This is a genomic window from Mucilaginibacter sp. AK015 (assembly GCF_014200785.1).
Classification (GTDB): Bacteria; Bacteroidota; Bacteroidia; order Sphingobacteriales; family Sphingobacteriaceae; genus Mucilaginibacter.
The window spans coordinates 496,011-512,556 of sequence record NZ_JACHCV010000003.1; the positions used below are offsets into that span (position 1 = coordinate 496,011).

Sequence of the window (16,546 nt, forward strand, 5' to 3'; positions counted from 1 at the left end):
TAGTGATGGACATCATTTTTTATTTCCCGGTTCATTTTCGTCGTCCAGCAGTATCCGTATGGATGGCGTATACAGGTCGTCATGCTGACCGCTGCGTTGTGCCCAGAAGAAGGCGGCAAGGAAGATCAGCGCCAGCAATACGCTACAACCAATAAGCAGGTAGATGATATTCATAATAAATTTCTCCTTTTTGCCATAAAATGCGTCGCCAGCGTTGTAAAAGAAATAATTGTTGCGGTGCTTAACGGCATCAATACCGCCGCTACCAATGGCGAAAGGTTTCCCGAAACCGCGTAGCTAAGGCCCACCAGATTATAGGTGAGTGATATAAGGAAAGAACAATGTATAATATTTACAGCGTCTTTTGAGAAGCGCAGAAACGCCGGTATTTTAGCAAAAGAACGCCCATCCAGGATGGCATCGCTTCCCGGAGAGAAATTATTCACATCGTCGGTAACGGCTACGCCAAGCTCACTTTGCATCAGCGCGCCCGAATCATTCAGGCCGTCGCCAAGCATCATCACCTGCCGGCCTTGTTGCTGTAAAATTTCAATACGGTCTAATTTCTGTTGAGGTGACTGAGCAAAGAACAAGTGTTCATTATCCAAAAAATAAGCCAGCAGTTCGCTCCGTTCCTGGTCCTGATCTCCCGACAGGAGATAAAGCGTATAAGAATCGGCCAGTTCAGCAACCTGCTTCAGCCCTTCCCGGTATTGATGGTAAAAGCCAAAATATCCCAAGTACTGCCCGTCTACCATCAGATGGACGCGGGTTGTCAAATGTTCACCCTGCGATTGCCCGAAAATCAATTTACTGCTGCCCACCAGTAACCGGTGACCGTCTACCGTCGCCCGGATGCCCTCCCCCGCGATCTCACAATAATCGGTAACGTTCCCTTTTTCCGGGTAACCAAAGTATTGGCAGATCATCCGGCTAAGGGGATGGATAGAATTAGCGCAAGCACTGTATATCAGCCGCCGGTGCTTCGGATCTAACGTTCCATTAAGTTCTATGCTTTTGCTGCCGGTGGTGATGGTACCTGTTTTGTCCATCACCAGGGTGTCGATCCGGGCCAACTGCTCCACAACTGCCGTGTTTTTTAGATAAAATAAATTCCTGTCGAAAATACTTAAAGCGGCGGCCATGGTGAATGGTGTACTTAAGGCCAGCGCACATGGGCAAGCAACAATTAGTACTGCTGTAAAAGCATCTATCCCCCGCCTGTAGTCAAAAGGTAGCCAGGCCACTAACGATATCATCGCAACAGCGATGAGTACAATGGTAAAATACTTACTGACCCTGTCGCTAAAGGTTTTCATCCGGTTGTCTTGCTTCCTGGTAAAAACCTCATTGTTCCAAAGTTGGGTCAGATAACTTTGAGAGACGGCCTTTACTACTTCAAGCTCGATAGCCTCTCCTGTTTGCCTGCCGCCGGCATAGATGATCTCGCCCAGGGTTTTGTTAACAGGTACCGCTTCACCGGTCACAAAACTGAAGTCGATCAGTGCCTCTCCTTTTAGCAGAATAGCATCAGCCGGAATGATCTCGTTATGGCGGATCACTATTCGGTGACCGGTTTGGATTGCTGACAGCGGCAAGGCTTTTTCCCTTCCTTCTGCAATCACCTGCACCGCAACCGGAAAGAATGAACGATAGTCCCGCTCAAAAGAGATATGATGATATGTTTTTTGTTGTACAAATTTACCTACCAGCAGGAAGAATACCAGGCCGCATAGTGTATCTGCAAAACCAGCCCCGCTATTTGTTGACACTTCAACAACGGTTCGTAAAAACAATACGGCAATGCCCAAAGCTAACGGAAAGTCGATATTTAGGACCTTGTTTTTTAGGTTGTGCCAGGCCGAAACAAAATAGCCCCTCCCGCTGTAAAACACTACCGGCAAACTGAACAGCACATTTAGCCAGCCAAAAAAATACTTGAACGATTGTTCAAATGCAGACAAGCCGAAATATTCCGGAAAACTGAGCAGCATCACATTGCCAAAACAAAAACCGGCCACCGCTATCTTTTGAACCAGATTCCCTTTCGACGCTTTATTTTGCTTTTTGATTATATCCTGTAAACTGATCAGCGGTTCATAGCCGATATCGTTCAACAGCTCCACTAATTGTTGCAGCGTAAATTTTTCCGCGTCATAACGAACGATCAGTTGCTTTTTTAAAAAATCTACCCGCGAGTAATGAATGGCCGGGTTAAAGCGGTTCAATTGTTCAAGCAACCATAAGCAGGAACTGCAGTGAATTTGTGGAATGTATAGTGTAATAGCCTGCTGACGTTCATCAGCATAGTCCAATAGCTCGGCCATAACTTCCGGGTTACTCAGGTAATCAAAACGCTTGTCCACACGTGTCCGGGTTGTTCCCGGGTGGTCGTTGTAATGATAATAACTGCACATACCGGCCCCTGAAAGTATGGTGTACACGCTTTGGCAGCCTTGACAGCAAAATTGTCGGTCATCTTTTTGATATGCGGTGGTCTGACATTCATCACCACAATGGTAACAAAGGGTGTTGACCAGCGTATGGGTTTCGGCCATTTCTTTTTTTCTTCAAAAATCGAGGATTCGCCCAGGCGCCGGAATGACCACCAGGCCCGAAAAAAATGATGCCGGTCATTTTTTTGAGAAATTCCGTACTGTTTACCATATCTGTAAAAACGGTCAGAGGAAAAAATAGCGCGGGATATAGCGATTATGACGGTGGTCATTTATTGGGTATTACAAGCGCATTACCTTTGGAAGATTCTTAAATGGATTTTACGGAGATGTTAGATATCAGTGCTGTTGCACCCAGTTTTAAAAATGAGGCCTTTATAGAAAAGTTTGATGCGTTAAAACCCGGACAAGGCTTTGTGCTCGCCAACGATGAAAGCTCAGAGGCTTATTATGGCCTGTTATCAGCATCACGCGGCCTTGATTTTGAGTGGGAACCGCTGGAACAAGGTCCGACCCAGTGGACGGCAAGGATAGTAAAACGATTATTAAAAGATGATGAGGAAACTATAGGCGCTATCGTTGCGCGTGATTATCGAAAATCGCGCGAGCTTTTCGCGCATGATATCGATTTTTGCTGCAGCGGCGACAGGACCCTTTCAGAAGCGCTTAACGGAGATACTGCTGCGATAAACGAAATTTTAAAGCAGTGGGAAGCTATCGATCAATGTCCGGCCGAAGAAGGTATAGATTATCAAAGCTGGAGCCTTTCTCTATTGACTAATTATATCGGCCAGATCCATCACACCTTTGTGCGCACACAAAGCTCCTTTATTGCCGATATGGCTTTCAAAGTGGGGGCATCAAACAGTGATCGCTACCCACAGATAAACAAAGTTGCACAAATTTTTGCCTTGACCGGGAAAATATTTGAGGCCCAGATCAGCAGAGAGGAGCAGCTGCTTTTCCCGTATATCCATCAACTTCCCGGACATACGCTTTTGCAAAGGCCGGGCGATATAAACGATAATTCAAGTGTCACGCAACTTATTTCCGTTTTAAAAGTGCAAAGCATCGATATCATTGGCCACCTGCGGCAAATCCGCGCCCTGACGGACAATTACACCGCCCCGGCTTATGCATTAGGAACATGCAAGATTCTTTATAGGCTCCTGGCCGATTATGAAGCGGATGCTTTACTGCATTTGCACCTGAAAAACAACATTTTGTTTCCTAAAGTGCTCCAATCACAACCAAACTATCGTCGAACCGACATAAAGCCTTAACTATTAAAATAACAATAAGCCTTTACTATGAGCCACACATTCCACATACCGGTTTTAGGACTCGGTTATTCCATAGATACACCTTTAAAGGTTGCCCGATATGGTATTGCCTCCACCATATCCATTGTTGACGATGAACTGATCGAACGCATGCGCCAATATCACGCGAAATTAAATGGAGAACCTTACACGGCAATTGCTAAAGGTGATACGGATGCCCGCGCAAGGCGAATTACACAATACCTGGACCTGGTTGCCGGGCTGGTAGAAAAACAATTTAAAACACTTAGGGCACTGCAATTTGAACCGGGGAATGACCTGAGCCGCTATTTTGAGTTATTGCCCGAGCACAGCCGCCTGAAACAGGGCTACGATCTGATGTGCGATTTTCCGGAAGGAAGTCAGAAACAACATTTTCAAAAATGGTTAAAAAGCGAAATGGTTGTCGGTGCAATCGACGTCAATATCATGTCGAAAGTCGACAAGATGAATTATGCCGTAACGGGCGAATTCACCGGTGACCAAAACACCGACGCACTGGCCGCGTTACGTGGCTTTGCTAACAGCCGGTTACGCTCATCGTTGATCCTGTCTGCCGGCATGAACCCACGCCTATACAGCTACCTCGAATCCTTCGCAGATTTTTACCCCTCTGCAAACGGTGTTCTCAATAAAAAGATCATCCTCAAAGTGAGCGATTTTCGCTCAGCGTTCATACAAGCAAAATTCCTGGCTAAAAAAGGCTTGTGGGTTTCTGAGTTCCGGCTCGAATCTGGTTTGAACTGTGGCGGCCACGCTTTTGCAACGGAGGGGTTCCTGCTGGGGCCGATCCTGGAAGAGTTTAAACAGAAACGGCAGGTAATGGTCCATGAGTTGTTCGCTATTTACCAGGCAGCCCTGCCTGAAAAAGGTTACGCCTACCCCGCCTGCCCACCTAACCAGAAATTAAGTGTCCAGGGCGGCATTGGCACAGCTTCAGAAAATGCCTTCCTGCTGGAGCACTATGAGGTAGATACCACCGGTTGGGGCAGTCCGTTTTTGCTGGTACCCGAAGTTACGAACGTTGATCAGGAAACGCTTCACTCGCTTGAGACTGCCACGGAAGCCGATTATTACCTTAGCGGCGCGTCGCCTTTAGGAATATTGTTCAATAACTTTAAAAAAAGCACCGCAGAATCACTTCGTTTAAAACGGTTGGAAAAAGATCGTCCGGGCAGCCCCTGCACAAAAAAATACTTATGCACCAATACTGAATTCACCGCAAAACCTATATGTACTGCATCGCGTGAATACCAGCACCTTAAGCTGAAAGAGTTGGCAGTTGCCGGCCTGCCTGAAGATGAATACCAACAGGCCCGCCAAACGGTGGTAGAGAAAATATGCTTGTGTGAAGGTTTATGTGCTTCAACATACATAAAGTACGATATGTTAAAACCGCGTGAAAATAAAGCAGTGGCCATTTGCCCGGGTCCTAACCTGGCTTATTTTTCCAGAAGTTATAGCCTCGACGAAATGGTTGGGCATATTTATGGTGTTACGGACATTTTGGAGAAGGTAAAACGGCCCCACATGTTCGTCAAAGAACTTAACCTTTACATTGACTATCTGCAACGCGATCTTGTATCGCAATTAAGGCAGGTAAGCGAAAAGAAGAAAAAGCAGTTGACGAATTTCAAATCGCAATTGCACGAAGGCATAGCTTATTACCAAACTCTTTTCGCCGAATCGGCCAATCAGGCGCCACAGCTTATTCAAGATTGGGTTGAAGAACTGACCAGCTCAGCAGCCCGGCTTGCGATGATCAAAATCTGATCAAAAAGAAAGGCGGTATGGATTCCATGCCGCCTTTCTTTTATTGATTACCGTTAGGGTAACTTAGGCATCACCATAACTGGTAAGTTTAAATGATAGCTTACCGACTCATTTTGCCCTCTTTTAAAGAACCGGCCAAACTGTTCATGTGGCGTTTGTACAACTACCAGAAGATCGGTTTTTTTATTGGCGCTTAGCCAGGCCCAATCTTTCACTGTAGAGGTATCCGGAATGCTCCTGAAGTATACGCCGCCGCAGTTGAGTTTTTTATAAAGATCGCGGTTAAGCGCTTCCTCGGCCTGCCTTACTGCCGCGTTCAACGGGTCGCAGTTTAAGTGAGCGATCATCAACTCTGCCACATAGCTGTCCATCAGGTGGCCAAGGTGTCGAATAGAGTTGATGTCTTCTTCATGCAGATGGGTGGCAAACGCGATCTTTTCAAAATTACGCAACTGTGCTGTGGGCGGCACCACCATTACCGGAACGGCGGCCCAGTCGATGATCCGTTTACACATATCGCCAAGCAGGAAGGGCACGGGGTCGGCGGTTCCCGCCGTACCGGTAACAATCATGCAGATATCTTCGCGATCCAGCAGGGCGGTCATGATATCTACTATATCTGTATTCTGTTCATCAAGGCTAACTTTGGGCTGGTATGCCCCCGGAAAGCTGCGACCGGCATGTTCCCGGGCCATACTGCGCCCGAATATTGCCAGGCGCGATTCGGGTTCCGGTTCGCTATCCTGGGCTGCAACATTTATAGGGGTTGGTATCACGTTACCGCAAAAACTAAACAAAAGCAAGTTGGCTTTCATTTTTCTGGCCATATGGAAGGCTACCCGGGTTGCGTGCGCCGAGTCGGTAGAGCAATCAGTTAATACCGCAATAGTTTTCATAATATATAAGGGTTAGGCCTGTATTTTACGGCCCGCAAGAGACTCCGTATACTGAAATAATTCGCTTTTGGTTGCACGGTAGCTGTCGAAAAGATCGGTCAGTTCCAGGCGAAGGGTATTATACCGGGTAAGAAAATCCAGGTCCATGGGTTTCTTCAGGTCGCCGATAAATGGTTCTAAAAACGCCAGGAAACCCGGGATCTTGGCCCTTAGCAACTCCAGCCGCTGATACTGAGCCTCAATCTTAGCCTTAAATTCCGCATTCCGGCTGCCGTTTACGGAAGGTGATGTGTAGCGATTGATGATATCACGAAAAAAATGTGTTTCTGTTTCCAGGAACGCAATATCTTGCAGCCAGTGTGTGGCTTGCAAATGGATATCTTGAAGTTCCGCCTCCAGCTCGTTATCAGATAATGATGGGATCATATTTTTAATATTATGTATCAATAAGTTAGTTCTTCCAGCTTTTCACCATCTTTTATTGTGATGGTTGATTCATGGGAGAATGAGCGGCCCTCAAACTCCCAGTTAAGAATCACCTGGTAGGTACCATCGCCCGCAACCGGCAAAGCAACATCAAAATCATGTTCGCCATCGCTATTGTAAGGTATCGACTGGCACCATGGCTGCGCGCATCCTATTTTTCGCAGGAAAACTTTACCATCAAAAGGATGTCCAAAATTGAAGCGCAATGCCACCATGCTTTAAGGATTAATAAATTAAAGTTACCAGGAACGCTTTGACCAAAAAATGATCTTCGGCACTAAATAAGTTGATTAGGGGCCGCCGAAATATTGGGAAGAAAAAGTTAAATTTATATGCTCATGGAAGTTAATGAATACATACAGACATTGCCGGAAGAACGCCAGGCCGCCGTACTTGCGCTGCACAGCCTGATCTTAAGTAATGACCACAGCGTAAAAGCTAAACTATCGCCTATGATGGGCAAAATAATGATCCGGTATGACCAGGGCGAAACTTTCAAATATGCGCTGGCTGGCGAAAACAAGCAGCTTACACTACATTGTATGCCAATTTATTGCAATACCCGGTTCAAAGACAAGTATCTCGCCTTACTAACCGGCGTAAAGGTTCAAAAGGGATGCATTAACTTTGTTGGTAAAGGTCCCTTACCGTTTAAAGTGCTTGCCGATCTTATTGCCGAATGCGCCGCTGTTGATATGCCATCCATTACCGCCGGGCAAAAAGAACATCGTAAATAAGCTAACTTTTTTCGAAACGCCCGGTTATTTCTTCCAGCCTGATCCGGTAAACCACCAACTCCACCAGGGTGCCTACGTCGCTGTCCTTTTCTGTAATGCCATGTGAGGGATGCCCTTCCGGTTTGGTCACCAGGGGCATGATCCTGTGGATGATACCTTGCATAGCCTGCTGTTTTTCATCCACATCAGTTATCTCTTCATAAACCCCTTTTGCAATCACACTTTTCCATTGAAATACATTTTGAATATCATCGATCTCGAAACAAACATGCGGGTTATCACGCATCATCCTGATCTTTTTGCCTTCGCCGGAATGCCCGTAAATGTACCCGTCGCGATAAACATAATTAATAGGTACCAGGTATATCTCGCCTTTACTCTGGCAAGCCACCCTGCCAACTACTTGTTCCTTTAGCAAGTGTTCAATTTCCGCATCATTAAGTTTTCCTAACATGATATAGATCGTTAAATTTCGTTGGTAAAATTACCACCGTTCTCTCATACCGTTAATGACCATGAATTACTCCTTTTCGTGATGCTGGTCACTTTTTAAATTGGTGTACCGGAGAAAGCGGACCAACAAACCTGCTGATAGATCCCTCAAGGTGCCGATTCTTAAGGTGCCGGTATGCACCGGCGACTTGTTTACCGTACCGCCTTACGTTTACAGCTTAAGCGTTAGTATTAACCGGGCTGCGATACAAATTGATAACCAGCACCAGGTACACTGACCACCGTCATTGATGGACACGCCGCCACCGGGTTAAATTTACGTTTAAAAGAATACTATGAAAACAGCCGTTGATCCCGAACTCCGTGAAATTATGGAAGTTCCACATTATCGGCCGGCGTTATCTATCATATTGCCGGTCGATACCGACGTGAGCTTAAAAACAGAAGCTGCCCACACTCTGAAGATTACCGCTGACAAAGCAGAGCAGGCATTGAAAGAATTTTATCCTGAAGAATACTGCGACCTGATCATGCAAAAACTTCATTCACTAATCGATGAATTAGATATTCCGGCAAACAGCAGGGGTATGGCCTTGTTTGTGTCGCCACTGTTTAAAAAGGTATGCTATCTTGATTTTCCTGTAACTGAAAAAATCATTTTAGACGATTCCTTTGAAATAAGAGATTTGCTCTATAACGCCAGGCAGAACATAAACTTTATTGTTGTGATGCTTAGCGGCCGCGGAAGTAAGGTTTTTACAGGCGACCGTATTTCCATACACCCACTTCACACTAATATACCGGCGACAGTCGATTCCTTTATAGCGGATACACCTGAACGAGTAAGGAACTTTACGGACATGACGGAACACAAACAAAGCGTTTTGAACAAGTTTCTGCTTCATGTGGACGAGGCCCTGGATGAATTGCTGCAGCAATACCGCTTACCGGTTTTGCTCATCGGGACCAAAAAGACCCTGGGCCAATTTAAGAAAATCAGCAAAGGCAGCTACAAGACTATAGGATATGTTGAAGGCAACTACGAAAAACTCGCCACAACCGCGTTGACCAAGCTTATAAAACCATTTATAACCTCGTGGCAGGAAAACAACCAACAGGAGATTTTAAAACTTTTGGACGAAGCCGCCGGGCAACACCGGCTAACAACAGGTATCTTGCAAGTGTGGCAAGCAGTTCAAAACGGCCACGGAAAGTTGCTTGTTGTGGAAAAAAACTTTCGCTTTGCCGCTCAGCATGGACCGCAGCCGGACATTATTGAGCCAGCTAATGAGCCCTATAATCATTTTACCTTTATTCGCGACGCGGTAGACGATGTCATTGAGAAGATACTGCTGAGCGGCGGCGAAGTTGAATTTATCGACAACGGGCGACTGATACAATACGATCATATCGCGCTGATAAATTATTACCCACAATGATGTTTATAAATACCAGAGATGTAACAAACACCAGCCGGTTACGCGGCCTCCGCCAGACAGGCCAGCCATCGGCTCGTAAATAATTCATTCCAATGCCATGTCGCGCCTTAGGTAATTGCTTCGCTGTTCAGCTTATCCACCAGGTCTACAAATTCATTTACATTAAAAGGCTTGGCTATATAGGCATTGGCGCCGGCATTCTTCGCTATCTCTCCGCCATCCCTGCTTGCAGACATAATCAACACCGGCATATGTGCGTCATCAGGTTGACTTTTTATTTTTTGGGTGATCTGATCTCCTGACAACACTGGCATCCACAGGTCCAGAATCAGCAGATCAGGCCGGAAGTTTTTGATGCATTCAAATACCCTGAGGCTATTACCTTCTGTAAGTACTTCATACTTGTCTTCATTAAACACAATTTCAAGCATTTCCAGGATGCCCTGGTCATCATCACAGATCAGTATCTTTTTTTTCATGGTAATTGTTTTATCGGCAAGGTAAAACTAAAGGTAGAGCCCTGCCCGTATTCACTATCCACCCAAAGGCTTCCGCCGTGATTTTTAATGATCTGTTCGCAGATATATAGACCGATACCCATTCCAGGGTATTTTTTCTGCGTTTCGGTTGACCGGAAGAAACGCTCGTATATTCTTTTTTGGTCGGCAGCGTTAATGCCCAGGCCGTAATCTTTAACAGATAATTTGATGTATCCGTTTAACACCGCCAGGTGTACTTCCACTTTATCTGCGTCGGGCGAATATTTGATCGCGTTTGATAAAAAATTACTAACCACCTGGCTCAGTTGCGATTCATCGCCTATGAGTTTTATCTGCGTATGCCCTGAAACTATGATATGGTGTTTGGCAGATGCAGCCTGCAAACTGTCTACTGTTTCGGCAACCATCTTGTCAAAATCAAACTCTTCCTCGTTTAGCGTGATATTCCCGGTTTGAATTCTTGAAACTTCCAGCAGCTCCTCAATCAAATTATTTAGCTTTTCGGTGTGTTTAGCGGTTTTTTTAACAATATCTTTCAGTTTTTCACCTGACTCGGGAGGAAGCAACCGCTCTATTATCTGGATGTAACCTTTAATAGTGGTCAATGGTGTTTTTAGTTCGTGGCTGGCTACCGAAAGGAAATCATCCTTTCGCTGTTCAATCGCCCGGCGCTCCGTTATATCTTCGATAGCCAACAGAATACGGTCTTTATATTCTCCTTCAAGTTCAACGCGATTGGCGTTAAGCAGCATAAGTTTTTTACCTATATGCGGAAAATCATGCTCCACCTCGAAGTCTAACACCGGGTTATTTGTAGGAAGTATCTTTTCGAGCAACTCCTTAAGTTTTGGTATATTCCATTGCCCATTCCCCAGTTGATAAAGGTTCTTATTCTCCGTTTCCAGGACACTGACTTTAAAAGTGTTCAAAAAATGCTGGTTGGCACTGATAACCTTTAATTGGGGGTCGAGCACCAGCAGGCTTTCCCTTACCGTTTGAACGATACTATCGAGATATTCCCGGCTATGATGCAGGGCTTCTGTACGTTCTCTAATCCTCTGCTCGCGTTGTTCCTTTTCCTGCACAAGGTTCTCTTCCGCTTTTTTGCGCAGGCTGACGTTATGTTGAACACCAATAAAATGGGTAACTTTTCCATCTTCGCTTTTCACAGGTGAAACATAAAGTTCGTTCCAAAACAATTGTCCAGTGCGGGTGTAATTTCTGATCTCTACAAATATGTTGCTGCCATTGGCTATAGCCTCCTTTATTTTAGCTCGCGCGGGTTGATTACGGTCATCCGCTTGCAAAAAACGGCAATTGTGGCCAATAATGTCATTGCGCCGGTAGCCAGTCATTCGCTCAAATGACCAGTTGCAATAAATGATTGGGTTATCCGGCAATTGGTTATCCGTGATAATGATGCCCGATACGCTGGCGTCAAGGGCGGCTTTGATCAGCGTAAGGCTGATATTATTATTATTGTCGCGAGGTAGTTGATCGGCTGTAAACATTTTAAGTATATCCGCAAATAGGTTGAAATATGCCAACCATCTGAATAATTTCGCTTTAGTAACACGATTTCTACCGGTTGGTTTTGCAAATCATCGCCGTTTGTTAAAATAGTAAGCAGGTATCGCCTTCACACTTTTGGCCAGCGAAAGCTTTAACTCAAGCATTTGTCCGCATCAGCAAGATGTTAAAATTGTTAAACCAGAATTAGCTGATAGGCTTTAACAGGAATTTGAAAAGATTAAATAGGCAACACAGTAGGTCATCTCCTCAATATTTTCGAAACAAAAAAGCCTGTAAACATTAATTTACAGGCTTTTAGTTGTTGCCAACTTTTTTCTTAGCGGAATGGACGGCTCCGTAACCCTGTCCATTTATGTGCTGTTATTCAGTATTTTACCAATTTTCAACTACTGTACTCCCGAATTTTTTCTGAGCAAAGACAATAGCATTCAATATCAAATGATACTAACAAAAATAAGAAAAACCGGCAAATAGTAGCCAATTGTTACCATGATTAAAACATAGGGACATTAAGTGCTGGTGTGATTGGCGGCCATGCTATTGAACTCACCATTCTTTATTCATTACTTAAGCAACCAAAAGCGCTAGCCGGGTAAAATGTCAGGGCCGGGGCGCAACCGCTGAAAGCGGACAACCGCGCCACGCTTGTATAGCCTTGACTTTTTGTCCCGGCGGTGGGCTATCTTTGCGTTTGTGGTGAATAAGATAAATGGAATTTTTATTGGAATTATTTATGTTTAGAGAAGATCATTGGGTATTTACCTGGCAATATTCTATTGCGCTTCCACTTCAACCGTTACGATCTTGTTTACCATATAAGTTCTTCGGTCTTTATCATGCTGCATAGGCTGTGTAATTCCATTACTATCGGTTGCTCTCGACATTAGCTTATGCCGCTGTTGTCCCAGCGGAACCTCCCAGTTGTATTCCCAAAGCCGCCATGCAAACCTAACTGACTTGCCTAATAACTTTGCCGGTTGCCAAGTTTTACCTTCATCGAAGCTAAGCTCTACCTTTACGATTTCGCTTTCGCCGCACCAGGCCGCACCATGCACCCGGTATATTTTACCTGCAGGGATCACTTCGCTTAGCGCTGGTCTGGCGATCTCTGCTTTTACCTGTACTTCGGTAACTGCCGTCAGTGTCGGCTGTTCATCAGTGCGTTTCCAATATGCATATTCCAGGGTTTGCCAATAACCTTCAAACGGCTTATTTACAGCTAATATCTTGGTTAACCATTTCACTGAAGCCATACCATACCAGCCCGGGATGATCGCCCTTACCGGGTACCCATGCTCAGGGCTAAGGTCCTTTCCGTTCATTTGATAGGCAAGGATCACCTCCGCCTGCATCGCTTTAGTAAGCGGTAGACTTCTGGCGAAGTGGATAGCACCGGGAGACTTGGGTTCTTCCGAAACTTCACCTTTATCTGCTCCTTCCAAGATGATCTCGACTGCTCCCTCTTTTATCCCAGCCTTTTCAAGTAACACAGCAAGTGGCACACCTGTCCATTCTGCATTCCCTACGGCACCCTGTTCCCACAACAAGCCTTTTACCTTTGGGGCCAAATTGGCGCGCCCATTTCCGGCGCACTCCAATGTCGCCATCACTTTTTTTGCGGGCAAAGCACGTAACTCATCATAGGTGAGCGTGATCTCTTTATTAACATGCCCACCGATCGTCATTTTCCACTCTTTCGCCTGTAGCTTCGGGATTGGGAAATGAGTGCGTATAAAAAACTGATTGTTTGGTGTAATGGCTTCTGAAAGCATCGGAAAAGGGAATTCAAAATTGACCGGTTCCTTTTCCCTGATGATTAGGCCCGGGAAGGATGGTTCAGATCCTTTATCTGCGTTACTCGCTGAAGCGATTCCCGGAATGATTGCGGTTGCCATGACGGGAACTGTCCCTTTCAGGAAAGCACGTCGTCCGTTATTGTTCGTTCCGTTATTTTGCGCCTTATCCATAATTGACCGATTTTGATTGGAGTGTTAAATAATTAAGGATCGGCAGTGCATTTTGTTTGAACAGGCAATCTCGACCGGTTGCCAACAAATCAGCTTTTCAATTGCTTAGATCTTATGGAAATACCAAGCGCAAACACGAACAAAGAAAAGATCAATCCCGGTGATCATCTGGCCAATGAACGCACCTTTTTGGCCTGGATCAGGACAAGTATCGCTTTAATGGGTTTTGGGTTTGTAGTCGTAAAATTCAGCTTGTTCGTCAAGCAATTATCCCTCGTTATTACTGACAAGATCGTTCTGCCAGGGAAGGGCTTTTCCGCGACCATCGGGATCATACTCGTCGCTATCGGTGCCCTGATGGCCTTGTTAAGTTATTTCAGGTATCGACGTATTGAAAAACAATTGCTTAGAAATACCTACTTTCCTTCGTTCGCCTTATCGCTTTTGCTGACCGTTGCGATAGTACTGGTCAGCGGGTTGCTGCTTTGGTATCTTTTACCCAATACCTGATAAACTCCTTGTGGAACAATTTCTATGCTTTATGGTTAAATAAACATGGGAATACATTCTGAATTTATGGTATCCGCTACGATACCTGGCGGTTCCGATCAGCAATATAAAGTGACGCACCAGGACGAAACATTTGCCGTGGAGACAGATAGCGGAACGATCACACTTATAAATAATGGTGATAATTCATGGAGTATTGTTAACGGTGATATCTCGCAAGAGTCCGCCAATATTATTGGGCAGGCTATTGAAGACCATTATCAGAAGTAATTCTTTCTGAACTATCGCTCAAGCCTTTCGATCATCTTCTTCATTTGTATGATCTCTGCCTGCTGTGCCTTAACAATACTATCCGCCAGTTTGCGCACCTCCGGGTCTTTGAGTTCGGCGTTTTTACTGGTCAGGACCGCTATAGAGTGATGCGGTATCATGCCCTTCATCCACTGGATATCGCCCACAGCGATTTGAAGTCTTACGCCCCATAAGGCAGTGCCGAAAATGACAATACTGAATACCATGATCAAAAAATTCTTCTTTCGATCGGTATACATATTGCGCATCATCATCAACATTAGAACTGCCATCGGGCAGATCATCAGTAAGGTCATGTAAAATCTGGTCAGGTTAAGATAAATATGATCCCACTCATACACATTAAGATACATAACGGCATACATGATCATGAATGACAGCGCAAGCATGATCAGGAAACGTGTATAGACTTTTTTATTCATGATCGATCTTTTATGGTAAAACCCAACTGTTTCTAAAATGTTCATTTGTTAAGATACCATAACCACAGGTTATCAATCATCAAATTTTGTGATATAACTTCAGCCTTTTTCGCTTGTACTTTTGATGTATCAACCAACAAACAAAATGAAACAGCAAGACGAAAATAGAGAAGTGACCAAAGCCTTGGTAAAAGTATCAAAGGCCTTAATTACCGTAAGTGTTTTGTTTGCGGTTTGTATAATAGTGGTGATCGTGACATTGATAGTACCAACTGGTCATTTACCTGGTAAGGATTCCCAGAAGATAAATGGCAGATCCGACCAACCAGTTACCATTCCATCTACCGAAGCCTCTGCCGGTACGACACCACGCCCTATTCCGGCTGATGCATGGAAAGCTCCAAATGATAATACGATACCTGCCGGTAAAGATGGCGAGATGATCAAATATGGCAGGGAGCTTGTAGCACATACCGCCAGATATTTTGGCCCTCAAGGCAGCATCGCGAAGATCACTAACGGGATGAATTGTCAGAACTGCCACCTTGATGCCGGGTCACGCCTTTTCGGTAATAATTATGCCAGCTTTATTGCTAGTTATCCAAAACTGAGCAACAGGAGTGGCAGGGTGGAGCAGCCTGAAGAACGCATCGCTGAATGCTTCGAGCGTAGTTTGGCCGGTAAAGTACCTAACCCATCCAGTAAAGAGATCCAGGCCATGTTGGCTTACATGAAGTGGATCGGCAAGGACGTAAAGAAAGGTCAGAAACTATTTGGAAATGCAACAGAAAAGCTGGCATTCATGGACCAGGCAGCAGACCCGGCCAAGGGCAAGGAAGTGTTTATGATGAAATGCCAAAGCTGCCATGGTGCTAATGGCGAGGGCCTGCTTAACGCCGATAAAAAAACCTACGCCAATCCGCCGTTATGGGGAAAGCACAGCTATAACGATGGCGCAGGCATGTACAGGCTGACCAATTTTGCAGGTTTTGTGAAAAACAATATGCCATATGGCGCTTCATATCATAGTCCGCAATTAACAGATGAAGAGGCCTGGAACGTTGGCGCCTTTGTTAACTCCCAGCCGCGCCCTCATAAGGATCAGCAACATGACTGGAAAGACCTGAAAAAGAAACCGATCGATTTCCCGTTCGGGCCTTACGCCGACCAGTTCAGCGAGAAGCAGCATAAATACGGGCCGTTCAAACCCATCAAAGACGCACAAAAACAAGCATCAATCATCAAATCATAAAATAAGAACCATGAAAAAGTACATCATCATTTTAGCAGCCTTCGCGCTGACCGCTTTCACAAAAACTGTTAAAGCACAACAAACCGATCCCGCCGCCTTTACGGGCGCAACCGCAAAGCTCAAGCATTACGATGCGCTTTACATCATCAATTCCGGCGATGATAAAAAGATCAAGGGGACGTTAAGGAACATCAATAACGCGCTGGAAGATCCAAGACTAAAAGGTAAACTCCATGTTGAACTGATCGCTTTTGGTGACGGCGTGGCTGTTTACATGAAAAGTAGCGCCTATGAGCAAACTTTAAAGGACCTACAGGCAAAGGGAGTGGTGCTGGCACAGTGCGATAACACGATCAAGGAAAGGAAAATTGACAAAGCCGACCTGTTTCCATTCATCTCCTATGTGCCGAGCGGCAACGGTGAGATCATCATCCGCCAATACGAAGGCTGGGCTACTGTACATCCCTAATAAGCATCCTCATTCAATT

At 45.2% G+C, this 16,546-nt stretch carries 19 protein-coding genes; 9 read left to right on the top strand and 10 right to left on the bottom strand.

The genetic code is table 11. From position 1 onward, the window contains the following. Positions 1 to 12: 12 nt before the first annotated feature. Positions 13 to 174: a cbb3-type cytochrome oxidase assembly protein CcoS gene (gene ccoS, locus HDC91_RS14490; RefSeq protein WP_183553370.1), complete on the bottom strand. Its 162-nt coding sequence runs from the start codon at positions 172 to 174 to the stop codon at positions 13 to 15. Then, positions 171 to 2,558, bottom strand: coding sequence for a heavy metal translocating P-type ATPase metal-binding domain-containing protein (locus HDC91_RS14495; protein ID WP_183553372.1), 2,388 nt, complete (start codon positions 2,556 to 2,558; stop codon positions 171 to 173). The genes ccoS and HDC91_RS14495 overlap by 4 nt, the downstream gene beginning before the upstream one ends. 212 nt (positions 2,559 to 2,770) lie before the next feature. On the opposite strand from HDC91_RS14495, the gene HDC91_RS14500 reads away from it, so the two are divergent. Further along, positions 2,771 to 3,739, top strand: a complete 969-nt coding sequence (locus tag HDC91_RS14500; RefSeq protein WP_183553374.1) for a DUF542 domain-containing protein — start codon at positions 2,771 to 2,773, stop codon at positions 3,737 to 3,739. Positions 3,740 to 3,766: 27 nt separating this feature from the next. After that, positions 3,767 to 5,551, top strand: a complete 1,785-nt coding sequence (locus HDC91_RS14505; protein ID WP_183553376.1) for a hypothetical protein — start codon at positions 3,767 to 3,769, stop codon at positions 5,549 to 5,551. A gap of 53 nt (positions 5,552 to 5,604) precedes the next feature. On the opposite strand, the gene HDC91_RS14510 is transcribed toward HDC91_RS14505, so the two are convergent. From HDC91_RS14510 to HDC91_RS14520, 3 genes are read right to left on the bottom strand one after another with little or no spacing between them, the layout of a single operon-like run. Next, positions 5,605 to 6,447 carry a universal stress protein gene (locus HDC91_RS14510; protein ID WP_183553378.1) on the bottom strand — a complete coding sequence of 281 codons (843 nt, stop codon included), beginning with the start codon at positions 6,445 to 6,447 and terminating at the stop codon, positions 5,605 to 5,607. Positions 6,448 to 6,459: 12 nt separating this feature from the next. Beyond that, positions 6,460 to 6,873 (bottom strand): hypothetical protein, encoded by a 414-nt coding sequence (locus tag HDC91_RS14515; protein ID WP_183553380.1) that lies wholly within the window; start codon positions 6,871 to 6,873, stop codon positions 6,460 to 6,462. A 17-nt stretch (positions 6,874 to 6,890) separates the two neighbouring features. Next, positions 6,891 to 7,148 carry a hypothetical protein gene (locus HDC91_RS14520; RefSeq protein ID WP_183553381.1) on the bottom strand — a complete coding sequence of 86 codons (258 nt, stop codon included), beginning with the start codon at positions 7,146 to 7,148 and terminating at the stop codon, positions 6,891 to 6,893. 123 nt (positions 7,149 to 7,271) lie between these two features. Between HDC91_RS14520 and HDC91_RS14525 the strand changes: the two genes are divergently transcribed. Continuing rightward, the gene (locus HDC91_RS14525) at positions 7,272 to 7,670 is read left to right on the top strand and encodes a hypothetical protein (RefSeq protein WP_183553383.1); all 399 of its coding nucleotides are present in this window, start codon (positions 7,272 to 7,274) and stop codon (positions 7,668 to 7,670) included. Between the two features lies 1 nt (position 7,671). Here the strand turns inward: HDC91_RS14525 and HDC91_RS14530 are convergent, their stop codons facing one another. Further along, positions 7,672 to 8,124: a pyridoxamine 5'-phosphate oxidase family protein gene (locus HDC91_RS14530; protein ID WP_162430400.1), complete on the bottom strand. Its 453-nt coding sequence runs from the start codon at positions 8,122 to 8,124 to the stop codon at positions 7,672 to 7,674. A 151-nt stretch (positions 8,125 to 8,275) separates the two neighbouring features. Here HDC91_RS14530 and HDC91_RS20035 point away from each other — a divergent pair, with 151 nt between their 5' ends. Together HDC91_RS20035 and HDC91_RS14535 are read left to right on the top strand one after the other, a co-directional pair. Next, complete coding sequence (locus HDC91_RS20035) at positions 8,276 to 8,401, top strand: hypothetical protein (protein ID WP_255476734.1); 126 nt, start codon at positions 8,276 to 8,278, stop codon at positions 8,399 to 8,401. A 57-nt stretch (positions 8,402 to 8,458) separates the two neighbouring features. Then, a complete protein-coding gene (locus HDC91_RS14535; protein WP_183553385.1) occupies positions 8,459 to 9,562 on the top strand; it encodes a hypothetical protein in 1,104 nt (367 codons plus the stop codon). A gap of 107 nt (positions 9,563 to 9,669) precedes the next feature. Here the strand turns inward: HDC91_RS14535 and HDC91_RS14540 are convergent, their stop codons facing one another. The 3 genes from HDC91_RS14540 to HDC91_RS14550 form a co-directional block, all read right to left on the bottom strand. Next, the gene (locus HDC91_RS14540; protein WP_183553387.1) at positions 9,670 to 10,041 is read right to left on the bottom strand and encodes a PleD family two-component system response regulator; all 372 of its coding nucleotides are present in this window, start codon (positions 10,039 to 10,041) and stop codon (positions 9,670 to 9,672) included. Further along, entirely contained in the window at positions 10,038 to 11,573 is a 1,536-nt protein-coding gene (locus HDC91_RS14545) for an ATP-binding protein (RefSeq protein ID WP_183553388.1), read from the bottom strand. Before HDC91_RS14545 ends, HDC91_RS14540 begins: the two co-directional genes overlap by 4 nt. 795 nt (positions 11,574 to 12,368) lie before the next feature. Next, the gene (locus HDC91_RS14550) at positions 12,369 to 13,562 is read right to left on the bottom strand and encodes a sulfite oxidase (protein WP_199502030.1); all 1,194 of its coding nucleotides are present in this window, start codon (positions 13,560 to 13,562) and stop codon (positions 12,369 to 12,371) included. A 114-nt stretch (positions 13,563 to 13,676) separates the two neighbouring features. On the opposite strand from HDC91_RS14550, the gene HDC91_RS14555 reads away from it, so the two are divergent. Together HDC91_RS14555 and HDC91_RS14560 are read left to right on the top strand one after the other, a co-directional pair. Continuing rightward, positions 13,677 to 14,072: a YidH family protein gene (locus tag HDC91_RS14555; protein WP_117392409.1), complete on the top strand. Its 396-nt coding sequence runs from the start codon at positions 13,677 to 13,679 to the stop codon at positions 14,070 to 14,072. A 45-nt stretch (positions 14,073 to 14,117) separates the two neighbouring features. Further along, positions 14,118 to 14,342: a hypothetical protein gene (locus HDC91_RS14560; RefSeq protein WP_117392408.1), complete on the top strand. Its 225-nt coding sequence runs from the start codon at positions 14,118 to 14,120 to the stop codon at positions 14,340 to 14,342. An 11-nt stretch (positions 14,343 to 14,353) separates the two neighbouring features. Here HDC91_RS14560 and HDC91_RS14565 read toward each other — a convergent pair whose 3' ends face one another. After that, positions 14,354 to 14,806 (bottom strand): DUF305 domain-containing protein, encoded by a 453-nt coding sequence (locus tag HDC91_RS14565; RefSeq protein ID WP_157541629.1) that lies wholly within the window; start codon positions 14,804 to 14,806, stop codon positions 14,354 to 14,356. Between the two features lie 145 nt (positions 14,807 to 14,951). Here HDC91_RS14565 and HDC91_RS14570 point away from each other — a divergent pair, with 145 nt between their 5' ends. Both HDC91_RS14570 and HDC91_RS14575 read left to right on the top strand, forming a co-directional pair. After that, positions 14,952 to 16,058, top strand: coding sequence for a c-type cytochrome (locus tag HDC91_RS14570; protein ID WP_117392771.1), 1,107 nt, complete (start codon positions 14,952 to 14,954; stop codon positions 16,056 to 16,058). A 10-nt stretch (positions 16,059 to 16,068) separates the two neighbouring features. Then, complete coding sequence (locus HDC91_RS14575; RefSeq protein ID WP_117392407.1) at positions 16,069 to 16,527, top strand: DsrE family protein; 459 nt, start codon at positions 16,069 to 16,071, stop codon at positions 16,525 to 16,527. Positions 16,528 to 16,546 lie beyond the last annotated feature (19 nt).